A 13739-nucleotide genomic window follows, 5' to 3' on the forward strand; every position below is an offset into this window, starting at 1 on the left:
GATTGCCCCGATCGCCATGGAAGAAGGCCTGCGCTTCGCCATCCGCGAAGGTGGTCGTACCGTTGGCGCCGGTGTCGTCGCCAAGATCATCGAGTAACATCGCTCTTTTGAAACCCGGAGCGGCAGGTACTGTCGCTCCATTGTTCTTTTGGAAGCCAAGAAAATGCAAAATCAAAAAATCCGTATCCGCCTGAAGGCCTTCGACTATCGCCTGATCGATCAATCCGCCCAGGAGATTGTTGAGACCGCCAAGCGCACCGGCGCTGTCGTTCGTGGTCCTGTGCCGCTGCCGACCCGCAAGCAGCGTTTCGACATCCTGCGTTCGCCGCACGTTAACAAGGCTTCCCGTGATCAACTCGAGATCCGCACGCATCTGCGCCTGATGGATATCGTCGATCCGACCGACAAGACTGTCGATGCCCTGATGAAGCTTGACTTGCCTGCTGGCGTCGACGTCGAAATCAAGTTGCAGTAATTGTAGTTTTGCGGATATAATCCGCGCCTTTCGGGGGTGGCCGGCAACGGCTGCCCGTTTGTTGTTTTACATCGACCGGCCAATCGCAGCCGGCGATGAGGAGAATAACCATGAGTCTAGGCCTTGTAGGTCGCAAGGTTGGCATGACTCGCATTTTTGCCGAGGATGGCGCGTCCATTCCGGTAACTGTGCTTGACGTGTCCAATAACCGCGTGACCCAAGTCAAAACGCCGGAGATCGACGGCTACGCAGCCGTTCAGGTCGCATTCGGCCAGCGCCGTGCCTCGCGTGTTTCCAAGCCCCTTGCTGGTCATCTGGCCAAGGCGGGTGTGGAAGCCGGGCATGTGCTCAAGGAATTCCGTATCGAAGCCGATCAACTTGCCTCTTTGAAGGCTGGTGATCAGGTGGCTGTGACGATCTTTGCCGAAGGGCAAAAGGTCGATGTCACCGGTACCTCGATCGGTAAGGGTTTCCAGGGTGGCATCAAGCGCCACAACTTCAGTTCCAACCGTGCTTCCCACGGTAACTCGGTGTCGCACAATGCGCCGGGTTCCATCGGTATGGCGCAGGATCCGGGTCGCGTTTTCCCGGGTAAGCGCATGGCCGGTCACCTGGGTGATGTGCAGTCCACGATGCAGGGTCTGACGATCGTTCGCGTTGATGCCGAACGTCAGTTGCTGCTGGTCAAGGGTGCTGTTCCGGGTGCCAAGGGTTCCGACGTCGTCGTGCGTCCGGCAGTCAAGGCTTAAGGAGGCGACATGGAACTGAAGGTTATCAACGAACAAGGTCAGGAAGCGGCAAAGCTGCAGGCCTCCGACGTGTTGTTCGGTCGCGAATTCAATGAGGCTCTGGTGCACCAGCTCGTCGTTGCTTATCAGGCAAACGCACGCTCGGGTGACAGCAAGCAAAAGGATCGCTCCGAAGTCCGTCACACCACCACCAAGCCGTGGCGCCAGAAGGGTACCGGTCGTGCTCGTTCCGGTTCGAACGGTTCGCCGCTGTGGCGTGGGGGCGGTCGGATTTTCCCGAACTCTCCGGATCAAAATTACTCCCAGAAGGTTAACAAGAAGATGTTCCGCGCCGGCATGGCAGCGATCCTCTCCGAGTTGGCCCGTCAGGATCGCCTGGTCGTTGTTGACGATCTGGCGGTCGACGCACCGAAAACCAAACTTTTCAGCGCCAAGCTGAAGGGTATGGGACTCGACGGCAACCTGCTGGTCATCACCGACGAACTGAACGAGAACCTCTATCTGTCGTCGCGCAACCTGCCCAATGTTCTGGTGCTTGAAGCTCAGGAAGCCGATCCGGTTTCCCTGGTTCGCTTCGCCAAGGTGCTGGTCACCAAGAACGCTGTGGCCAAGTTCGAGGAGATGTGGGGATGAACCAGGAACGTCTGTTGCAGGTGCTGCTTGCGCCGCAAATCTCCGAAAAGGCAACCTACGTTGCCGAGAAGAACGAGCAGGTGATCTTCCGCGTTGCCACTGATGCAACCAAGCCGGAGATCAAGGCTGCGGTCGAGCTTCTGTTCAAGGTTGAAGTTGAGTCTGTCCAGGTCGCCAACGTCAAGGGCAAGGTCAAGCGCTTCAAGGGCGCGACCGGTCGCCGCAAGGGTTGGAAGAAGGCCTATGTCTGCCTCAAGGCCGGCCAGGAAATCAACTTCGTTGAAGGGGGTAACGCCTGATGGCTCTCGTTAAAGTCAAGCCGACTTCCCCCGGCCGTCGTGCCGTGGTTCAGGTCGTCAATGCCAATCTGCACAAGGGCAAGCCGTTTGCCGGTCTGGTCGAAAGCCAGTCGAAGAACGCCGGCCGCAACAACAATGGTCGCATCACCGTGCGTCACCAGGGTGGCGGCCACAAGCAAGCTTATCGTGTCATCGATTTCAAGCGCACCAAGGACGGTATTCCGGGCAAGGTCGAGCGTCTGGAATACGATCCGAACCGTACCGCCAACATCGCTCTGGTTTGCTACGCCGACGGCGAGCGCCGTTACATCATCGCCAACAAGGGCATGGTGGTAGGTCAGCAGGTCATGAGCGGTTCCGAAGCCCCGATCAAGTCCGGCAATGCCCTGCCGATCCGGAACATTCCGGTCGGTACGACGATCTGCTGCGTCGAGATGCTGCCGGGCAAGGGTGCGCAAATTGCGCGTTCGGCCGGTACTTCGGTCCAGTTGCTGGCCCGCGAAGGCACCTACGCCCAGATCCGCCTCCGCTCCGGCGAAGTTCGCCGCGTTCACGTCGAATGCCGCGCCACCATCGGTGAAGTCGGTAACGAAGAAAACAACCTGCGCAAGATCGGCAAGGCCGGTGCTCAGCGTTGGCGTGGTATTCGTCCGACGGTCCGTGGTACCGCGATGAACCCGATCGATCACCCGCACGGTGGTGGTGAAGGTAAGACCGGTGAAGGCCGTGTGCCGGTTAACCCGTGGGGTCAACCGACCAAGGGTTACCGTACCCGCAGCAACAAGCGCACGAACAGCATGATCGTTCAGCGCCGTCATAAGCGTTAAGGGGTAGGAAATGGGACGTTCTCTCAAAAAGGGCCCGTTTGTTGATGCGCACCTGATCGACAAGGTCGAAGCAGTTCGCGCCACCAACGACAAGCGCCCAATCAAGACCTGGTCGCGTCGTTCGACGATCCTCCCCGAGTTCATCGGCCTGACGATTGCGGTCCACAATGGCAAGCAGCATATCCCGGTGTTCGTCACCGAGAATATGGTCGGTCACAAGCTCGGCGAGTTCTCGCTGACCCGGACGTTCAAGGGTCACACCGCCGGCAAGAAGGCCAAGAAGTAAGGAGCTGACATGGAAACTCGTGCAAGTTTGCGGGGCGTACGCCTCTCTGCGCAAAAGGGCCGCCTGGTTGCGGACCTGGTGCGTGGCAAGCCGGTTGGTCAGGCTCTCAACATCCTGGCTTTCAGCCCGACCAAGGGCGCCGGTATCATCAAGAAGGTTCTGGAGTCGGCCATCGCCAACGCCGAACACAACGATGGTGCCGATATCGACGAACTGACGGTGAAGACCATCTACGTCGAAAAAGGCATGGTGCTCAAGCGCTTCACTGCGCGCGCCAAGGGTCGTGGCAACCGGATCAGCAAGCCGACCTGCCACATCTATCTGACCGTTGGTAACTAAGGAAGAGCCATGGGACAGAAAATTCATCCGACTGGCTTCCGTCTGGCCGTCACCAAGAACTGGAGTTCGCGTTGGTTTGCCAACAGCAAGGACTTCCCCGGTATGCTGCAGGAAGACGTCAAGGTTCGTGAGTACCTGAAGCGTAAGCTGGCGCATGCCTCCGTGGGGCGCGTCACCATCGAGCGTCCGGCGAAGAACGCCCGCGTCACCGTGTATTCCGCCCGTCCGGGTGTGGTCATCGGCAAGAAGGGCGAAGATATCGAAACCCTGCGTACGGATCTTCAGCGCATCATGGGCGTTCCCGTCCATGTGTCGATCGAAGAAATTCGCAAGCCGGAAATTGATGCTCAGCTGATCGCCGACTCGATCGCCCAGCAGCTCGAAAAGCGCATCATGTTCCGTCGCGCCATGAAACGTGCGATGCAGAATGCCATGCGCCTCGGTGCCCAGGGTATCAAGGTGATGAGCGCCGGTCGTCTGAACGGTGCTGAAATCGCCCGTAGCGAATGGTATCGCGAAGGTCGTGTGCCCCTGCACACTCTGCGCGCCGACATCGACTACGCAACCTCGGAAGCGCTGACCACGTACGGCATCATCGGTATCAAGGTCTGGGTTTACAAGGGCGACATGCTTGATCGCAACGAGCAGCCGGTGGCTGAAGAGCCGATGGCTGAAGAGCGTCGTCCGCGTCGCGCGCCGGGCAAGCCTGAGGGCGACAAGCCCCGCACCCGTACGGTCAAGAAGGCCGACGGTGCTGGTGAGCCGGCCAAGCGCGTCAGAAAGGCAGGTGCTTAATCATGTTGCAACCTAATCGTCGCAAGTTCCGCAAGGAGCACAAGGGGCGCAATGAAGGTCTTGCCACCCGCGGCACCAAGGTGTCGTTCGGTGAGTGGGGCCTCAAGGCGACCGGTCGTGGTCGTTTGACCGCGCGACAAATCGAAGCCGCCCGTCGTGCGATGACCCGTCATATCAAGCGGGGTGGTCGCATCTGGATCCGTATCTTCCCGGACAAGCCGATTTCCAAGAAGCCGGCAGAAGTTCGTATGGGTAACGGTAAGGGTAACCCGGAGTACTGGGTTGCCGAAATCCAACCGGGCAAGGTCCTGTACGAAATGGACGGTGTCAATGAAGCGCTGGCCCGCGAGGCGTTTGCCCTTGCTGCTGCCAAGCTGCCGATTGCCACCACCTTCGTGACTCGTCATCTGGGGTAATCATGAAAGCTAGTGAACTGAGAACCAAGAGCGTGGACGAGCTCAAGACGGAACTGCTGGAGCTGCTGAAGGCGCAGTTCGGTCTGCGCATGCAGATCGCTACTCAGCAACTGTCTAACACCAGCCAAATGTCCAAGGTTCGTCGCGACATCGCGCGCGTTCGTACCCTCATCCGTGAAAAGGCGGTGCAACAATGAGCGAGGCTACCAGCATCAAGCGTACGCTGATCGGTCGCGTGGTTAGCGACAAGATGGAAAAGACGGTGACTGTCCTGGTCGAGCGCAAGGTCAAGCATCCGATGTACGGCAAGGTCATGATCCGCTCCAAGAAGTACGCGGCTCATGATGAGGCCGGTGTCGCCAAGGCCGGCGACCTGGTTGAGATCGTCGAAACCCGCCCCGTCTCCAAGACGAAGGCATGGGCAGTGACGACTGTTCTGGAAAAGGCAATCGTCGTCTGACGATATTTTTTCCAAATACTTGCGTAGTCAGTAAAGAAGCCGGTATAATCCGGCTTCTTTTTTGTTGCGGCGTGAATTGTCGCGGCAAATTTGTTCGACCCTTACGGGTTCCAAGACTGACCGCGTTGCGGATTAAGTTGGAGTTTATCTAAATGATTCAGATGCAGACGACGCTGGACGTCGCCGATAACACCGGCGCTCGTTCAGTTATGTGTATCAAGGTGCTTGGTGGGTCTAAGCGCCGTTACGCTGGCATTGGCGACATCATCAAGGTCAGCATCAAGGATGCTGCCCCGCGTGGTCGGGTCAAGAAGGGTGATGTTTATAACGCCGTGGTGGTTCGTACCGCCAAGGGCGTTCGCCGTCCCGATGGCTCGCTGGTGCGCTTTGATGGCAATGCCGCGGTTCTTCTCAACAACAAGCTCGAGCCGATTGGCACGCGCATCTTTGGCCCGGTCACGCGTGAACTGCGTACCGAGCGGTTCATGAAGATCGTGTCGCTGGCGCCCGAAGTTCTGTAAGGAGAGCGGAATGGAAAAAATTCGCAAGGGTGACGAAGTTGTCGTCATCACCGGCAAGGATAAGGGCAAGCGCGGTACCGTGCTGCTTCGCGTGGATGCGGATCACCTGGTGGTCGAGGGCGTGAATCGTGCCAAGAAGCACGTCAAGCCGAATCCGATCAAGGGTGTTCAGGGTGGTATCGTCGACAAGGACATGCCGATCCATATCTCCAATGTTGCGCTCTTCAATCCTGCGACCAAGAAGGCCGACCGCGTCGGTATCAAGTCGCTCGAAGATGGTCGCAAGGTTCGCGTGTTCAAGTCGAACGGCGAGCTGGTGAACGCATAAGGGGCAGTCATGGCGCGTTTGCAACAGTTTTACAAGGACACCGTCGTTGGCGAGTTGTCCAAGCAGTTTGGCTACAAGTCCGTGATGGAAGTGCCGCGCATCACCAAGATCACCCTGAATATGGGTGTCGGTGAGGCGGTCGCTGACAAGAAGGTGCTTGAGAACGCCGTTGGCGACATGCAGAAGATTGCAGGTCAGAAGCCGGTGACGACCAAGGCTCGCAAGTCTATCGCCGGGTTCAAGATTCGTGACGGTTACCCGATTGGCTGCATGGTTACCCTGCGCGGTCCGCGCATGTTCGAATTCCTGGATCGCCTGGTTACGGTCGCGCTGCCGCGTGTCCGTGACTTCCGTGGGGTGGCTGGCAAAGGGTTCGACGGCCAGGGTAACTACAACATGGGCGTCAAGGAACAGATCATCTTCCCGGAAATCGAGTACGACAAGATCGACGCGCTCCGCGGTATGAACATCAGCATCACCACGACCGCGAAGACCGACGCAGAAGCCAAGGCGCTGCTGGCCGCGTTCAAGTTCCCGTTCAAGAATTGAGGCAATCATGGCAAAACTTGCTCTGATCAATCGTGAAGAAAAGCGCCGCAAGATGGTGGCTCAGTTCGCCAAGAAGCGTGCTGCGCTCGACGCGATCATCAACAACGCCGGTCTGTCTGAAGAGGAGCGCTATGAAGCTCGTCTGAAGCTGCAGGCTCTGCCGCGCAACTCCAGCCCGTCCCGCCTGCGCAATCGCTGCCAGCTGACCGGTCGTCCGCGTGGTGTTTTCCGCAAATTTGGCCTTTGCCGTCACAAGATCCGTGAGCTTGCCTTTAATGGCGAGATTCCGGGTGTTGTCAAGGCCAGCTGGTAATAGGAGATACAGAGATGGCTATGAGCGATCCCATCGCGGACATGCTGACCCGCATCCGCAACGCCCAGCTCGCCGAGAAGGCGTCTGTGTCCATGCCGTCCTCCAAGCTCAAGGTGGCTATTGCCGCCGTCTTGAAGGACGAGGGTTACGTTGAGGAGTTTTCCGTCCGTCAGTCTGACGACGGCAAGGCGAACCTTGAAATTGCACTGAAGTACTACGCCGGTCGTCCGGTCATCGAGCGCATCGAACGTGTCTCGAAGCCTGGTCTGCGTATCTACAAGGGTGCTGAAGACATTCCGCGCGTCATGAACGGCCTCGGTGTGGCAATCGTTTCCACGCCCAAGGGTGTGATGACCGATCGCAAGGCGCGCGCTTCCCGTGTCGGGGGCGAAGTCCTCTGCATCGTGGCGTAAGGAGCGAAGCAAATGTCTCGTGTAGGTAAGAATCCAATCGTTCTGCCGGCCGGTGTTGAAGTCAGCATCGGCGAGCAGATCGTCGTCAAGGGGCCGCTGGGTACCCTCAAGACGGCAGCGAATCCCGCTGTCAGCGTCAGCCAGGAAGGGCAGAGCATCGTCGTTTCGAAGGTTGCCGGCGCTGATAACGCTTCCGCCATGTGGGGCACCATGCGTGCCAACCTGAATAACATGGTTGCCGGCGTTTCCAAGGGGTTCGAGCGTAAGCTGCAGTTGGTCGGCGTGGGCTATCGTGCCCAGGCTCAGGGCGATGTCCTGAACCTTTCGCTCGGCTTTTCGCATCCGGTTGCGCACAAGATGCCGGCCGGTGTGAAGGTTGAGTGCCCGACCCAGACCGAAATCCTGATCAAGGGTTCGGACAAGCAGCAGGTCGGACAGGTTGCCGCCGAAATTCGTGCATATCGCAAGCCGGAGCCCTACAAGGGCAAGGGCGTTCGCTATGCCGACGAAGTGGTGGTTATCAAGGAAACCAAGAAGAAGTAAGGGTGGCATATGTTTAACAAGAAAGAAGCACGTCTGCGTCGTGCCCGCAAAACCCGGGCCAAAATCGCCGAGCTCAAGGCTGTGCGCTTGTGCATCAACCGCACGAACTGCCACATTTACGCCCAGGTCATCTCGCCGTGTGGTGGCAAGGTCCTGGCTTCGGCTTCCACGTTGGACAAGAACGTTCGCGGCGATGTGCAGAATGGTGGCAACAAGGCCGCCGCTGCCATCGTTGGCAAGCTGATCGCCGAGCGCGCCAAGGCCGCTGGTGTCGAGCAGGTTGCGTTCGATCGCTCCGGCCTCCAGTACCACGGTCGTATTCAGGCGTTGGCGGAAGCCGCGCGTGAAGCCGGTCTGAAGTTCTGATCGCTGCGAAAGGAATAGGTTACAAAATGGCTAAACCTGAAAGAAACAAGAAGCCGCAGCAAGCTGAAGAGCGTGATGACGGCATGCGCGAGAAGATGGTTGCGGTCAACCGCGTCACCAAGGTGGTGAAGGGCGGCCGTATCCTCGGTTTCGCTGCGCTGACGGTGGTTGGCGATGGTGATGGCGGTATTGGCATGGGCAAGGGCAAGTCCCGCGAAGTGCCGGTCGCTGCCCAGAAGGCAATGGAAGAGGCCCGTCGCAAGATGGCCAAGGTCAGCCTGAAGAACGGCACCGTTCACCACACGGTGATGGGTCGGCATGGTGCTACCACCGTGATGATCCAGCCGGCTCCGGAAGGCACCGGCATCATCGCCGGCGGTGCTATGCGCGCCGTGTTCGAAGTCGTCGGTGTGACCAACGTGGTTGCCAAAGCGCACGGCTCGACCAATCCCTACAACATCGTGCGTGCCACCATCGACGGTCTGATGAAGGTGAACACGCCGGCCGAGGTTGCTGCCAAGCGTGGCAAGTCGGTTGAACAGATCCTGGGGTAAGCCATGTCCGACAAGAAAATCAAAGTGACGCTCGTCAAGAGCATCATCGGTACCAAGCAGGACCATCGCGCCACCGTGCGCGGCCTGGGCCTGCGCAAGCTGAACAGCTCTGCTGAGTTGCTGGATACGCCGCAGGTCCGCGGCATGATCCAGAAGGTTCAGTATCTCGTCAAGGTTGAGGGCTAAGCCATGCGTCTGAACACCATCAAGCCTGCTGAAGGCTCCAAGAAGGCCGCCAAGCGCGTCGGTCGCGGCATTGGCTCGGGCCTCGGCAAGACCTGTGGCCGTGGCCACAAGGGTCAGAAATCCCGCTCCGGCGGTTTTCACAAGGTCGGTTTCGAGGGCGGACAAATGCCGCTGCAACGCCGCCTGCCGAAGCGCGGCTTCAATTCTTTGACCCGTGCCCGTAACTACGAGGTTCGTCTCAGCGAACTGGAGAATCTGCCGGTCGAAGAAATCGACCTGCTGGTTCTGCAGGCTGCCGGTGTCGTGCCGGGCGATGCGCTGTCTGCCAAGGTGATCCTGTCGGGCGCTATTGCCCGCAAGGTCGTCCTCAAGGGCGTCGGTGCAACCAAGGGTGCCAAGGCTGCCATCGAGGCCGCTGGCGGCTCCATCGCCGAGTAATACAGAAAGGTTAGAACGTTGGCTGCGAATCCCAATACCGTTGGCAAGGGTGGAAAGTTTGGCGACCTCAAGCGTCGTCTCATGTTCCTGCTTGGCGCCCTGGTGGTGTACCGTATCGGTGCGCACATCCCGGTTCCTGGTATCGACCCCAACGTTCTAGCTGACCTGTTCAATTCTCAGCAAGGCGGCATCCTGGGCATGTTTAACATGTTCTCGGGTGGCGCCCTGTCTCGTTTCACCATCTTCGCGCTGGGGATCATGCCGTATATCTCGGCATCGATCATCATGCAGTTGATGAGTGTCGCCAGTCCGCAACTCGAAGCCTTGAAGAAGGAAGGCGAGGCTGGTCGGCGGAAGATCACGCAGTACACCCGTTACGGCACCGTTGTCCTGGCGCTGTTCCAGGGGATCGGTATCGCCGTTGCGCTTGAAGCACAGCCTGGTCTGGTCAATGACCCGGGCTTCATGTTCCGGCTGACGACGGTTTCGACGCTGCTGACCGGTACCATGTTCCTGATGTGGCTTGGCGAGCAAATCACCGAGCGTGGTCTTGGCAACGGGATCTCCATCATCATCTTTGCAGGTATCGCTGCTGGTTTGCCGAGCTCCATCGGCGGACTGCTCGAACTGGTTCGCACCGGTGCCATGCACCCGCTCACGGCGATCGTCATCTGCATACTGGTTGTTCTCGTTACCGCTTTCGTGGTGTTCGTCGAGCGTGGCCAACGCAAGATTCTGGTTAACTACGCCAAGCGCCAGGTCGGTAATAAAATTTATGGCGGTCAGAGTTCGCATCTGCCGCTCAAGCTGAACATGGCTGGCGTCATCCCGCCCATCTTTGCCTCGTCGATCATCCTGTTCCCGGCTACGCTGGCCGGCTGGTTTGGTTCCGGCGACAGCTGGCTGGCACTTGTCCTCAAGGACATGGCAGCCGTCCTCTCGCCGGGGCAGCCGATCTACGTGATGTTGTACGCCGCAGCTATCGTTTTCTTCTGTTTCTTCTACACGGCCCTTGTGTTCAATTCCAAGGAAACCGCAGACAACCTTAAAAAGAGTGGTGCTTTCGTTCCCGGTATCCGTCCCGGTGAGCAAACTGCCCGCTACATCGACAAGATCCTGATGCGCCTGACCCTGATCGGTGCTGCATATATCACCCTGGTCTGCCTGCTGCCGGAGTTCCTGATCCTGAAATGGAACGTTCCCTTCTATTTCGGTGGAACCTCGCTGCTGATCATTGTCGTCGTAACCATGGACTTCATGTCTCAGGTCCAGGCCTACGTCATGTCCCATCAGTATGAAAGTCTCTTGAAGAAGGCAAACTTCAAGGGTTCCCCGATGCTCAAGTAATCGCGATGGCAAAAGAAGACTATATCGAGATGCAGGGTGAGGTGATCGAGAATCTCCCCAATGCAACTTTCAAGGTCAAGTTGGAAAACGGACACGTTGTCCTCGGCTTCATCTCCGGCAAGATGCGCATGCACTACATCCGCATCCTGCCGGGCGACAAGGTCACGGTGCAATTGACTCCGTATGATTTAAGCAAGGCCCGGATCGTTTTCCGGGCAAAGTAAAAGTTCTCTACGCAATAAACCGCAGGGCAAGGAATCACGGCTGCTTCCAAGCTCTCGCAGACGAGGAGTGAAACATGAAAGTGCAACCTTCAGTGAAGCGCGTTTGCCGCAATTGCAAGGTGATCCGTCGCAAGGGTGTCGTGCGCATCATTTGCAAGGATCCGCGTCACAAACAGCGCCAGGGTTAATTCCTGACGAAGTCGGCATTCGTTAATCTTAGAAATATTGGAGTGAATCAATGGCCCGTATTGCAGGGGTAAACATTCCGAACCATCAGCATGCCTGTATCGCCCTGACGGCGATTTACGGCATCGGCCGTACCCGCGCACAGCAAATCTGTGACGCGGCCGGTGTTGGTCGTACCACGAAAATGAAGGACATCTCCGACACGGATATGGACCGTCTGCGTGACGAAGTGGCGAAGTTCACCGTCGAAGGTGACCTGCGTCGTGAAGTCACGATGAACATCAAGCGCCTGATGGACCTCGGTTGCTACCGTGGTCTGCGTCACCGCAAGGGCCTGCCCTGCCGCGGTCAGCGCACGAAGACCAACGCCCGTACCCGCAAGGGTCCGCGCAAGGCCATTGCTGGCAAGAAGTAATAGGGACTGAACATGGCCAAGACTGCTACCAAAGTTCGCAAGAAGGTAAAGAAGAACGTTGCCGAGGGCATTGCCCACATCCACGCATCGTTCAACAATACCATCATCACCATCACCGATCGCCAGGGCAACGCCCTGTCTTGGGCTACTTCCGGCGGTGCCGGCTTCCGCGGTTCGCGGAAGTCCACCCCGTTCGCTGCCCAGGTCGCCGCCGAAACCGCCGGCAAGGCCGCGCAGGAATGTGGCGTCAAGAATCTGGAAGTGCGCATCAAGGGCCCCGGCCCTGGCCGCGAATCTTCCGTCCGTGCGTTGAACGCCCTGGGCATGAAGATCACCGCGATTTCCGACGTGACGCCGGTGCCGCATAACGGCTGCCGTCCGCCCAAGAAGCGCCGCATCTAAGGAGAAAGACAAGTGGCTCGTAATCTCGATCCGAAATGCCGTCAGTGCCGCCGCGAAGGCGAAAAGCTGTTCCTGAAGGGCGAAAAGTGCTTCACCGACAAGTGCGCCATCGAGCGTCGCTCGTATGCACCTGGTCAGCATGGCCAAAAGTCCGGTGCCCGTCTGTCTGACTACGGTGTGCACCTGCGCGCCAAGCAGAAGATTCGCCGTGTTTATGGTGTCCTCGAAGGCCAGTTCCGCCGCACCTTTGCCGAAGCTGACCGCCGCAAGGGCCAGACCGGTGAAAACCTGCTGCAGTTGCTCGAAGCCCGTCTGGACTCCGTTGCCTATCGCATGGGTTTTGGCGCCTCGCGTACCGAATCCCGCCAGATCGTTCGTCACAACGGCGTCCTGGTCAACGGCAAGCGTGTCAACATCCCGTCCTACCTGGTCAAGCCGGGCGATGTGGTGCAACTGACCGACCGCGCCCGTGCTTCGCTGCGTTGCAAGGCCGCCCTGGAGGCCGCCGAGTCGCGCGGCTTCCCGGAGTGGATCTCTGTCGATGTCAAGGAAGGCAAGGGCACGTTCAAGGCCATGCCGCAGCGTTCTGAACTGCCGGCGACCCTGAACGAAGGTCTGGTCATCGAACTTTATTCGAAGTAACCCGCAAGCAGAGGAATCTAGCCCATGCAAAGCAGTGGACTTCTCAAGCCCCGCATCATCGACGTGCAGAGTGTTTCGCCGGTCGAAGCCAAGGTGGTCATGGAACCGTTCGAACGCGGTTTCGGCCATACCCTCGGCAACGCCCTGCGTCGCATCCTGCTGTCCTCGATGCCGGGCTATGCACCGACGGAAGTGTCGATCGACGGTGTGCTGCACGAATACTCGACCATCGATGGCGTCCAGGAAGACGTCGTCGATATCCTCCTGAACCTCAAGGGGGTCGTCTTCAAGCTGCACAACCGCGAGGTCGTCACCCTGAAGCTGGCCAAGGAAGGCGAGGGCGTGATTCGCGCTGGCGACATCGAGTTGCCGCACGACGTCGAAATCATCAATCCGGAGCATGTCATTGCCCACCTTTCCACCGCCGGCAAGCTGGCGATGGAGATCAAGGTCGAAAAGGGCCGTGGTTATGTTCCGGGTAACGTCCGCAACCTTGGCGATGCCAAGACCATCGGTCAGCTGGTGCTGGACGCCTCGTTCAGCCCGGTCCGTCGCGTTGCCTACTCGGTCGAGAACGCCCGGGTCGAGCAGCGTACCGATCTGGACAAGCTGATCGTCGATATCGAAACCAATGGTGTTGTCGAGCCGGAAGAAGCGATCCGCTACGCTGCCCGCGTGCTGATCGAGCAACTCTCGGTCTTTGCCGACCTGGAAGGCACGGCGCCGGTCGCCGAAGCCTCCAAGCCGGCTCAGGTCGATCCGGTCCTGCTGCGCCCGGTCGATGATCTCGAACTGACGGTTCGTTCCGCGAACTGCCTCAAGGCCGAGAACATCTACTACATCGGCGACCTGATCCAGCGCACCGAGAATGAGCTGCTCAAGACCCCGAACCTGGGTCGCAAGTCGCTCAACGAAATCAAGGAAGTTCTTGCCGCCCGTGGTCTCACGCTCGGCATGAAACTGGAAAATTGGCCGCCCGCCGGTCTGGAGAAGGCGTAAGCCTTTTCCCGATCCGGGCAGTCAAGGGACGCCT

Annotated in this window: 29 protein-coding genes; all 29 read left to right on the plus strand. The window is 58.6% G+C overall.

What is annotated here, in order from left to right; all coding sequences use genetic code 11:
- The coding region (locus tag DFR40_RS17565) for an EF-Tu C-terminal domain-related protein (protein ID WP_078453405.1) at positions 1–97 on the plus strand (97 nt) is incomplete at its 5' end.
- Between the two features lie 66 nt (positions 98–163).
- Positions 164–475, plus strand: a complete 312-nt coding sequence (gene rpsJ / locus DFR40_RS08695; protein ID WP_027456678.1) for a 30S ribosomal protein S10 — start codon at positions 164–166, stop codon at positions 473–475.
- A 110-nt stretch (positions 476–585) separates the two neighbouring features.
- On the plus strand, positions 586–1224 hold the full coding sequence (gene rplC, locus DFR40_RS08700) for a 50S ribosomal protein L3 (RefSeq protein WP_121458254.1): 639 nt from the start codon (positions 586–588) through the stop codon (positions 1222–1224).
- A gap of 9 nt (positions 1225–1233) precedes the next feature.
- Positions 1234–1857 (plus strand): 50S ribosomal protein L4, encoded by a 624-nt coding sequence (gene rplD, locus DFR40_RS08705; protein WP_121458088.1) that lies wholly within the window; start codon positions 1234–1236, stop codon positions 1855–1857.
- Complete coding sequence (gene rplW / locus DFR40_RS08710; RefSeq protein WP_121458089.1) at positions 1854–2156, plus strand: 50S ribosomal protein L23; 303 nt, start codon at positions 1854–1856, stop codon at positions 2154–2156. The genes rplD and rplW overlap by 4 nt, the downstream gene beginning before the upstream one ends.
- Positions 2156–2983, plus strand: a complete 828-nt coding sequence (gene rplB / locus DFR40_RS08715) for a 50S ribosomal protein L2 (protein ID WP_121458090.1) — start codon at positions 2156–2158, stop codon at positions 2981–2983. Before rplW ends, rplB begins: the two co-directional genes overlap by 1 nt.
- Before the next feature lie 10 nt (positions 2984–2993).
- Positions 2994–3269 carry a 30S ribosomal protein S19 gene (gene rpsS / locus DFR40_RS08720; RefSeq protein WP_028994188.1) on the plus strand — a complete coding sequence of 92 codons (276 nt, stop codon included), beginning with the start codon at positions 2994–2996 and terminating at the stop codon, positions 3267–3269.
- Positions 3270–3278: 9 nt separating this feature from the next.
- Positions 3279–3608: a 50S ribosomal protein L22 gene (gene rplV, locus DFR40_RS08725; RefSeq protein WP_028994189.1), complete on the plus strand. Its 330-nt coding sequence runs from the start codon at positions 3279–3281 to the stop codon at positions 3606–3608.
- A gap of 9 nt (positions 3609–3617) precedes the next feature.
- Positions 3618–4403, plus strand: a complete 786-nt coding sequence (gene rpsC, locus DFR40_RS08730; RefSeq protein ID WP_121458091.1) for a 30S ribosomal protein S3 — start codon at positions 3618–3620, stop codon at positions 4401–4403.
- 2 nt (positions 4404–4405) lie between these two features.
- Positions 4406–4819, plus strand: a complete 414-nt coding sequence (gene rplP, locus DFR40_RS08735; protein WP_028994191.1) for a 50S ribosomal protein L16 — start codon at positions 4406–4408, stop codon at positions 4817–4819.
- Between the two features lie 2 nt (positions 4820–4821).
- Complete coding sequence (rpmC, locus tag DFR40_RS08740; protein ID WP_028994192.1) at positions 4822–5016, plus strand: 50S ribosomal protein L29; 195 nt, start codon at positions 4822–4824, stop codon at positions 5014–5016.
- Positions 5013–5279: a 30S ribosomal protein S17 gene (gene rpsQ, locus DFR40_RS08745; RefSeq protein WP_121458092.1), complete on the plus strand. Its 267-nt coding sequence runs from the start codon at positions 5013–5015 to the stop codon at positions 5277–5279. Before rpmC ends, rpsQ begins: the two co-directional genes overlap by 4 nt.
- Before the next feature lie 152 nt (positions 5280–5431).
- Positions 5432–5800: a 50S ribosomal protein L14 gene (rplN, locus tag DFR40_RS08750; RefSeq protein ID WP_028994194.1), complete on the plus strand. Its 369-nt coding sequence runs from the start codon at positions 5432–5434 to the stop codon at positions 5798–5800.
- Positions 5801–5810: 10 nt separating this feature from the next.
- Positions 5811–6128 (plus strand): 50S ribosomal protein L24, encoded by a 318-nt coding sequence (gene rplX / locus DFR40_RS08755; RefSeq protein WP_121458093.1) that lies wholly within the window; start codon positions 5811–5813, stop codon positions 6126–6128.
- 9 nt (positions 6129–6137) lie between these two features.
- Entirely contained in the window at positions 6138–6677 is a 540-nt protein-coding gene (gene rplE / locus DFR40_RS08760; RefSeq protein ID WP_121458094.1) for a 50S ribosomal protein L5, read from the plus strand.
- A gap of 7 nt (positions 6678–6684) precedes the next feature.
- Positions 6685–6990, plus strand: coding sequence for a 30S ribosomal protein S14 (gene rpsN, locus DFR40_RS08765; protein ID WP_121458095.1), 306 nt, complete (start codon positions 6685–6687; stop codon positions 6988–6990).
- A 14-nt stretch (positions 6991–7004) separates the two neighbouring features.
- A complete protein-coding gene (rpsH, locus tag DFR40_RS08770; RefSeq protein WP_121458096.1) occupies positions 7005–7403 on the plus strand; it encodes a 30S ribosomal protein S8 in 399 nt (132 codons plus the stop codon).
- 12 nt (positions 7404–7415) lie between these two features.
- Complete coding sequence (gene rplF, locus DFR40_RS08775; RefSeq protein ID WP_121458097.1) at positions 7416–7946, plus strand: 50S ribosomal protein L6; 531 nt, start codon at positions 7416–7418, stop codon at positions 7944–7946.
- A gap of 9 nt (positions 7947–7955) precedes the next feature.
- Positions 7956–8312 (plus strand): 50S ribosomal protein L18, encoded by a 357-nt coding sequence (gene rplR, locus DFR40_RS08780; protein ID WP_121458098.1) that lies wholly within the window; start codon positions 7956–7958, stop codon positions 8310–8312.
- Between the two features lie 26 nt (positions 8313–8338).
- A complete protein-coding gene (rpsE, locus tag DFR40_RS08785; RefSeq protein ID WP_121458099.1) occupies positions 8339–8866 on the plus strand; it encodes a 30S ribosomal protein S5 in 528 nt (175 codons plus the stop codon).
- 3 nt (positions 8867–8869) lie between these two features.
- Entirely contained in the window at positions 8870–9052 is a 183-nt protein-coding gene (gene rpmD, locus DFR40_RS08790) for a 50S ribosomal protein L30 (protein WP_121458100.1), read from the plus strand.
- Positions 9053–9055: 3 nt separating this feature from the next.
- On the plus strand, positions 9056–9490 hold the full coding sequence (rplO, locus tag DFR40_RS08795) for a 50S ribosomal protein L15 (RefSeq protein ID WP_121458101.1): 435 nt from the start codon (positions 9056–9058) through the stop codon (positions 9488–9490).
- Between the two features lie 81 nt (positions 9491–9571).
- Positions 9572–10837, plus strand: a complete 1266-nt coding sequence (gene secY / locus DFR40_RS08800) for a preprotein translocase subunit SecY (protein ID WP_245985655.1) — start codon at positions 9572–9574, stop codon at positions 10835–10837.
- A gap of 5 nt (positions 10838–10842) precedes the next feature.
- The gene (gene infA / locus DFR40_RS08805) at positions 10843–11061 is read left to right on the plus strand and encodes a translation initiation factor IF-1 (RefSeq protein ID WP_028994205.1); all 219 of its coding nucleotides are present in this window, start codon (positions 10843–10845) and stop codon (positions 11059–11061) included.
- Positions 11062–11135: 74 nt separating this feature from the next.
- Positions 11136–11249, plus strand: a complete 114-nt coding sequence (gene rpmJ / locus DFR40_RS08810) for a 50S ribosomal protein L36 (protein WP_121458103.1) — start codon at positions 11136–11138, stop codon at positions 11247–11249.
- 50 nt (positions 11250–11299) lie between these two features.
- The gene (gene rpsM, locus DFR40_RS08815) at positions 11300–11662 is read left to right on the plus strand and encodes a 30S ribosomal protein S13 (RefSeq protein WP_028994207.1); all 363 of its coding nucleotides are present in this window, start codon (positions 11300–11302) and stop codon (positions 11660–11662) included.
- A gap of 12 nt (positions 11663–11674) precedes the next feature.
- Positions 11675–12064, plus strand: coding sequence for a 30S ribosomal protein S11 (gene rpsK, locus DFR40_RS08820; protein ID WP_121458104.1), 390 nt, complete (start codon positions 11675–11677; stop codon positions 12062–12064).
- A 12-nt stretch (positions 12065–12076) separates the two neighbouring features.
- A complete protein-coding gene (gene rpsD / locus DFR40_RS08825; RefSeq protein WP_121458105.1) occupies positions 12077–12706 on the plus strand; it encodes a 30S ribosomal protein S4 in 630 nt (209 codons plus the stop codon).
- A 24-nt stretch (positions 12707–12730) separates the two neighbouring features.
- Positions 12731–13705, plus strand: a complete 975-nt coding sequence (locus DFR40_RS08830) for a DNA-directed RNA polymerase subunit alpha (protein ID WP_028994210.1) — start codon at positions 12731–12733, stop codon at positions 13703–13705.
- The last annotated feature ends 34 nt before the right edge of the window (positions 13706–13739 follow it).

The organism is Azonexus fungiphilus (genome assembly GCF_003634965.1).
GTDB classification, from domain to species: domain Bacteria; phylum Pseudomonadota; class Gammaproteobacteria; order Burkholderiales; family Rhodocyclaceae; genus Azonexus; species Azonexus fungiphilus.